Source organism: Bathymodiolus platifrons methanotrophic gill symbiont (assembly GCF_002189065.1).
Taxonomy (GTDB): Bacteria; Pseudomonadota; Gammaproteobacteria; order Methylococcales; family Methylomonadaceae; genus Methyloprofundus.
Map to the genome: position 1 here is coordinate 1 of NZ_BDMN01000155.1, position 6,666 is coordinate 6,666.

The following is a 6,666-nucleotide window of genomic DNA, read 5'->3' on the forward strand; positions in this document are numbered from 1 at the left end:
TATATTATTAGGATATTGTAATTTTTTTTGCAAAATATCAAATTCATTTAGAGGAAAAATGGGGTCAAGCCCCCTTCTCGAAGTGTGCGACCTCTTTAATTGGTCAATATTATTCATTGCATTACTCAACGGTGAGTAGAATTACACATAGCGAAATGCAAAAATAAAGACCTGACCCCTTGCTCTGGCCACCCGGTCACGGTCGCTGGGCAGCCCATCATCTAGGTGACCAGCTTGCTCAATACTCAGGTTTTCAGGCCCTATCCAAAACACCCGTTTCGCAACTATCTTTAACTTGTGAACCAATTCCGGCCCCTGCACCGCAATATTTTTTGGGGACATAACGCATATCTAGAAATTCCAACAGAATCTCATGCTCATTGTTTTTTATTGCTTCAATCAGAGATACCACACTACTGCGAGGTGTGCTCCGGTTCAAGCGGTCATACGGCACTGTTTCCCTTGGCTGAACCTCCTCAGTTATCTGGGTATCATCTCCTTTAAGTATTTGCTTTACAGTAGGCGTGTCAACCGCCATCTTTTCAGCAAAAACCGTTGCTGGGAGCAACGACAAGACAACAATAAAATATAAAACAGGACAACAAAGGGGCCTAGTGCTTATCTGACTTATACTCATCATAGAAATCCTGAAACTTGTCAATAAAAATTAAAATAATACTCTTGTAAATATACTTTGGTTTATTTTTAGTCCTACTCAGCCATGCATTTACCTTGTGCATAAAACTTTTCAGAAAACCTAGCAAACCTAGGGTCTCGAATTACTTGCTTTTCTAACAATGACGTTTACAGAACTAGTACTGTATTAACTTCATGTGCTTACTTGAAAAAATGTTTTACATTCTTCCATTCATGCTTGCAACAAGTTACCACCCCTTATTTAGGGCTTAAAACGTATATACTTCCGGTATGGCGAGCCATATTTCCAGGTAAACGCCTCTGTGTAGTAATGCATCAGAGAAAAATAGCCTATCAACCCGACGCTAACCACCTGCCTGAACTCCATCCCAATAAAAAACTGCGTCAACGCATCAACCCACTGATCACCATACTTCTGTAGAAGAAAAGTCAGAACAAAAGAAACTAAAGGTAAGACAATAAAAACATTAAGTCTGATTTTTGCTGCCCAGCGATACAAAAAATTTTGTGGATGCCCAGCATGTTTATTAACATCATGCGTCACATAAAAAATATAAGCAGTGGCATCATGTACTAAACGCGGAATTAAAATAGCCAAAAAATAATATTGTTGTAGATAAAAATAAAAGCTCGCGATAATCAGAAATGAATTTGCCCACATAAATAAAGAACCGAAGCGAGTTTTTACATAACGCTGGCACCAGAACGTACTCAACAACAGACAGACAACCAGAGCGCCTGCAGCCTGTTTAACCCATTCTGCCTGTTGCAGCGTTAAAGTATCTTTTAAAAAGATCCCCATATACACGCTAATCCCTGCACCAATACTTAACCATAACAATAGATAAAATGCCCAGCCTGGTAATTGATATATCCCCCGCCCTACTCCATGCTGCTGTTTTAATACATGATAAACCGTCCATGAGGCAACCATAATATAAAGCACATAATATGAAAGTAGCTGACTTGCCAAGGTAAAAAACAGCATAAGAGCCAAAGTCATAATAATAATTTTTTTCTGATAAAAACTAAAATAATCTTTGTTAGTTGTTAATAGCACTGCGCTAGCAAGAATATGCGGCGTACCAAATAAAAGCTGAAATAACAGAAAGTGGCTAGGGCTACTGGGTAAATATTGTAATAAAGCTCCCTGTAGTAAATAGCTATCCGTCAATTGAAAAATAAGACATATAGGGATAACGGCATATAAAGCCAGCAACAATTTAAAGGAAACGGCAAGCGGTGCATTGCCTTGAGCAATGCTGGCAGTTTGTATGGTCATAAAGGCATTATTATTGTTGTTATTGTCTGGTGCTAACGTTACACTGTTTTATCCTTATAATTCAAGTCCCACTCTGGTTTTATGTCATTTACACTACACCCTACCCTGAAAAAAGACTGTATCAAACTTGGCCACCTGGAACTGTGCCAGGTCTTACTAATGAATGATAGTCAGTTTCCCTGGTTGATACTGGTTCCAGAGCGAGATAATATTACCGAGATACACCAGCTTCCCCCTAAAGATCAGCAACAACTGATCTACGAATCCAGCTATATTGCCGAGCAACTGGCAAACTTATTCCATGCAGATAAAATGAATATTGCAGCCTTAGGCAATATGGTGCCACAACTACACATTCATCATGTGGTCCGCTATAAAACAGACAAAGTCTGGCCGGCACCTATCTGGGGAAAGCTGGAAGCTATAGCCTATACCGACCAGGAACTGGATACAACGCAGAAAAAGCTCAAAACACTACTTTTAAACTAAATTACTTTTGTCGACTTAGACAAAATCAGTGACTCACAGTCAAGCTGTTACCTATTCCCTATAGATAATGCGTTGGATCAGGCACACCCGCCTCGTCAAACCCAATTTTTCTTAATCGGCAAGCATCACAAACACCACACGCAAAGCCCTTGGGGCTCGCTGCATAACAAGAAACCGTTTGCGCATAGTTGACCTGTAACTTAATACCGCGCTGTATAATTTTACCTTTACTCATATTAATAAGAGGAGCGTGAATTTTAATTTCATGACCTTCCACCCCCGCTTTAGTCGCTATATTTGCCAAAGTCTGGAAAGCCTCAATAAATTGTGGACGACAATCGGGGTAACCTGAGTAATCTACCGCATTGACTCCAATAAATATATCATGTGCGTCCAACACTTCAGCCCAGCCTAGTGCAAATGATAAAAATACTGTATTTCTTGCCGGTACATAGGTAATAGGGATTCCTTCTTGTGGCGTAACCGGTACATCCAGTGCTTCATCAGTCAAGGCTGAGCCACCAATCGAACCCAACCCCAAATTAATAATTTTGTGTTCAGCAACTTGATAGTCAAGTGCTATTTTCCTGGCCGACACCAGTTCTGCATTATGTTTTTGTCCATAATCAAAACTTAAGGCATACACTTTATAGCCTTGCTGTTTTGCCATCGCCAGAACGGTGACCGAATCTAGTCCTCCCGATAACAAGATAATTGCTTTTTTTGTCATATTTGTTAAATAGTTTATTTATGCTCGCACTATTATAATCAATGGAATAAGTCTGCGCTGACTGAATAAGTAAAGATATAATATGTACCACTCACTAAGCAAATATACGACACCTAGCTATGCAAGAAAAAGATATTCTACGCCGTTTTTTATTTGATGGATTAGCCGTTCGGGGCGAATGGCTTAATTTAACCGAGAGCTGGCAGGCAGCAAAACAACATCACCAATATCCAGAGCCAGTCATACAGTTACTAGGAGAAGCACTAGTAGCTGCTACCTTGCTATCAGCAACTATCAAATTTAATGGTAACCTGATTTTACAGGCTCAAGGTGATGGCCCTTTAAAATCTTTAGTTGCACAAAGCAGCAACAAAAAAGAAATTCGCGGCTGGGCTCGTTGTGATAACGATAGCACAGGAAATAATTTACCTGACTTGCTGGGTGCCGGACGTATAGTTTTAACAATTGAACCAGACCAAGGCGAACCCTACCAAGGTATTGTGCCCTTAATCGGCGATCGGCTAGAAAATGCAGTAGAAACCTACTTTACTCAATCTGAACAACTAAAAACGCGTTTATGGCTTTTTGCCAACGAACATCAGGCGGCGGGTTTATTAATACAGGAACTTCCTGCACAACAAGATACAGAGACTCAAGAAGACTGGACACGTATTGAAGCTCTGGCGAACACCATTAGCAAAGAAGAACTATTAACCCTCCCCTGTGAAGAGGTACTACACCGTCTATTTAACGAAGAACCAGTGCGTTTATTTACAGCAGAACCGATTAGTTTTAAATGTCGGTGTTCAGTTGAAAAAGTCGAAACTACATTATTATCACTTGGCCGTGAAGCTGTGGATGAAATTCTGGCTGAGCAGAGTGAGATCATTGCAGATTGTGAGTTTTGCAGTACAAAATATCATTTTGATAAAGTCGATATAGCACGCGTGTTTTCAGGAGCAACAGCACAGCCAAACAGTAAAACCCAGCATTAACTCCAGAATTAAATAGCACCGTGGCATCCAGGATGCTTACTATTATTCGTATCTGTTAATGCCTAATCAGGCAAAAGTATCTAACCATTCATTTAGTTGCTCAGCATCATCAAATTGATAACGCTGCATAATTCGCCTAGGCAGTGGCCAGAATTCTATAATTTCATCCGTAAAGTCATGCACAGTAGTCTTGTATCTTACTAAGATATCTATCGCTTCAAGTGCATCATGCTTACTTGTCGAATCATGCCCCTGTAATAGATCAGAAGCTAAAGAAGTTGATCCCTGTTTTTTTTGAAGAAATAGGAACCTTAATTCCGGGAATAATAAACTCATGATTTGTTACCTCAGACTTAGTTATTATTATTTTAGCTGATAACGAAAAAGGCTATGCTCTCGCACTGAGTACCTTTTTTTAAATCACAATAGGTCATATCACTCATATTGTCAATTTTAAGCCCTTTAATTAACATAGTTTAATTACGTGGAATTATATAGCGATCCTGGGATATATTCTTCAGTTTTCCTTTAATCTAGCTTCCTGCAACGCCCAGGCTCAGTGGATTAGTGTTTAACAAGACCTGCACAAGAGTCTAGTAGTCTTTGCTTTATGCTAAAATTCAGTTCGCTCCCTAAATTTAAAATGCTCAATTTCCACCCCATGAAAATAACAACAGAAATCATACATGCTGCTTACCGGACCTCTAAAGAGGTTTATGATGGATGGTGAAAATTAAATATCCACGTTCTAACAACGTGGTTTTGATTACACTCTTGACGGGTTGTTTTAGCGCTGTTGATATTCAAAAACTTGAGTGGAGTACAATAGCTTCAGCTATTGCTGTTTCAGAAAAAGCTAAAGCTTTTTTACTCCTATCGTTATACTCGGCTTCAAATGAGCACCCATCGCATATAAACTCTACTCTATCAACAACAGTATCTAACAACGTCAGGCTAGAACCTACGAAACTACCCTGCCCATAGGACGTGGTTATTATTTTTAATATACATTAACAAATAATACAGCTAACCGTTATTGTGGACTACACAGGTGTGAGTAAGTTGCTCATATTTTAGCTTAACCGCTACGCCAGATGGAAAACAACAACCAGATACCCCCCAAAAAAGCACCAATAAAGCCTACCAATCCGACAAATGAAGAGGCACCACCCTCAACTGTCGAAACGATTGAGCTGCCGACGATTAAAGCTGAAGTGATCAGGCTGACAGATAAGCGATTCACTACCCGGTCTAACTCTTTAGCTAACCACTCAGGCTTGGCAATATCCAGGCGCACACCTAGGGCACCGCGCCGCGCCAAATCCAGCAAACGATGCAAGTCATTAGGTAGTTCTATCAACAACTCTACCATGCGGGACAAACTCAGCCAGCCTTGCTTTATCAGTGTGTCAGGTGCAATACGTTTGAGTAAAGCACGCTGCATAAAAGGGGTGACCTCTTGCACAATATTGAAATCTGGGTCTAATTGCCGCCCCATTCCTTCCAGCGTAATTAATGCCTTCAACAACAATGTCAGGTCAGGTGGCAATCTTAGTTGATGATCACGCAACATGGTCGTTAGACTACCAATAAATATAGTAATCTGAAGTTTCCCAATAATTATTTATGGTAAAATTGAAACTATGCTACAACTATATGAAAAAAATAGTCTTTTCATTCATTTCAAATGCTATTGCCTAAGGGGAATTAAGTAGGGGTTTGCTATAAACATGGCAAAACCACCTAAAATAAACCTCGATACACCAGCATTGTGTATTTCAGCTACTCAATAATTGGGAAACTTCAGCAGTGGAATAGATCAAGACTTTTTAGATATTCTTCAACAGCATACAGCAGGCAATCCAATGAATTCATCTATTAGGTGGACTTATCTAAAGCCGCGTGAAATCGTCAGTGAATTATTAAAAAAGGGTTATTCTGTCAGTCGTAATATCGTTCGATATTTATTAAAAAAACATGAATATGTTAAGCGCAAAGCCCAGAAAAACATTACGATGGGTGGTCATCCTGACCGCAATGCTCAATTTGAAAATATTACCCAATTGAAGCAGGACTACCTGGATGCGGGAAACCCTGTTATTAGTATGGATACCAAAAAGAAAGAGTTATTGGGTACTTTTTATCGTAATGGATCGCTCTATACACAAGCAGCCATTCAAACGAATGATCATGATTTCCCTAGCTCTGCAACAGGCAGTGTTATTCCTCATGGGTTTTATGACCTCAAACGAAACACAGGATATATCACGCTTGGAACGAGTCATGATACCAGTGAATTTGCCTGTGATAGCTTATTTCAATGGTGGGTAAACGAGGGTATTATTCATTATCCTAAAGCAAAATCATTGTTGATCCTTTGCGATGGTGGAGGGAGTAACAGCTCACGGCACTACATTTTTAAAGAAGATTTACAAAAGACTGCGAATGCACTTGGATTGGAAATTAGGATTGCCCACTATCCTCCTTATACCTCCAAGTATAATCCCATTGAA

Annotated in this window: 8 protein-coding genes; 3 read left to right on the forward strand and 5 right to left on the reverse strand. The window is 39.7% G+C overall.

What is annotated here, in order from left to right; translation table 11 throughout:
* Nucleotides 1-253: 253 nt before the first annotated feature.
* Nucleotides 254-640, reverse strand: coding sequence for a hypothetical protein (locus tag CDZ78_RS09620; protein ID WP_140413971.1), 387 nt, complete (start codon nt 638-640; stop codon nt 254-256).
* Nucleotides 641-898: 258 nt separating this feature from the next.
* Nucleotides 899-1,939 carry a hypothetical protein gene (locus CDZ78_RS09625; RefSeq protein ID WP_087869825.1) on the reverse strand — a complete coding sequence of 347 codons (1,041 nt, stop codon included), beginning with the start codon at nt 1,937-1,939 and terminating at the stop codon, nt 899-901.
* 81 nt (nt 1,940-2,020) lie between these two features.
* Between CDZ78_RS09625 and CDZ78_RS09630 the strand changes: the two genes are divergently transcribed.
* Nucleotides 2,021-2,428: an HIT domain-containing protein gene (locus CDZ78_RS09630; RefSeq protein ID WP_087869826.1), complete on the forward strand. Its 408-nt coding sequence runs from the start codon at nt 2,021-2,023 to the stop codon at nt 2,426-2,428.
* Between the two features lie 58 nt (nt 2,429-2,486).
* Here the strand turns inward: CDZ78_RS09630 and queC are convergent, their stop codons facing one another.
* The gene (gene queC, locus CDZ78_RS09635; RefSeq protein ID WP_087869827.1) at nt 2,487-3,158 is read right to left on the reverse strand and encodes a 7-cyano-7-deazaguanine synthase QueC; all 672 of its coding nucleotides are present in this window, start codon (nt 3,156-3,158) and stop codon (nt 2,487-2,489) included.
* Between the two features lie 119 nt (nt 3,159-3,277).
* Here queC and hslO point away from each other — a divergent pair, with 119 nt between their 5' ends.
* Nucleotides 3,278-4,153, forward strand: coding sequence for an Hsp33 family molecular chaperone HslO (hslO, locus tag CDZ78_RS09640; RefSeq protein WP_087869828.1), 876 nt, complete (start codon nt 3,278-3,280; stop codon nt 4,151-4,153).
* Between the two features lie 66 nt (nt 4,154-4,219).
* Here hslO and CDZ78_RS09645 read toward each other — a convergent pair whose 3' ends face one another.
* Together CDZ78_RS09645 and CDZ78_RS09650 are read right to left on the reverse strand one after the other, a co-directional pair.
* Nucleotides 4,220-4,489: a hypothetical protein gene (locus CDZ78_RS09645; RefSeq protein WP_087869829.1), complete on the reverse strand. Its 270-nt coding sequence runs from the start codon at nt 4,487-4,489 to the stop codon at nt 4,220-4,222.
* A 742-nt stretch (nt 4,490-5,231) separates the two neighbouring features.
* On the reverse strand, nt 5,232-5,777 hold the full coding sequence (locus tag CDZ78_RS09650; RefSeq protein ID WP_507766487.1) for a hypothetical protein: 546 nt from the start codon (nt 5,775-5,777) through the stop codon (nt 5,232-5,234).
* A gap of 169 nt (nt 5,778-5,946) precedes the next feature.
* Here CDZ78_RS09650 and CDZ78_RS09655 point away from each other — a divergent pair.
* A partial coding sequence (locus CDZ78_RS09655) for an ISAzo13 family transposase (protein WP_140413972.1) occupies nt 5,947-6,666 on the forward strand: 720 nt, incomplete at its 3' end.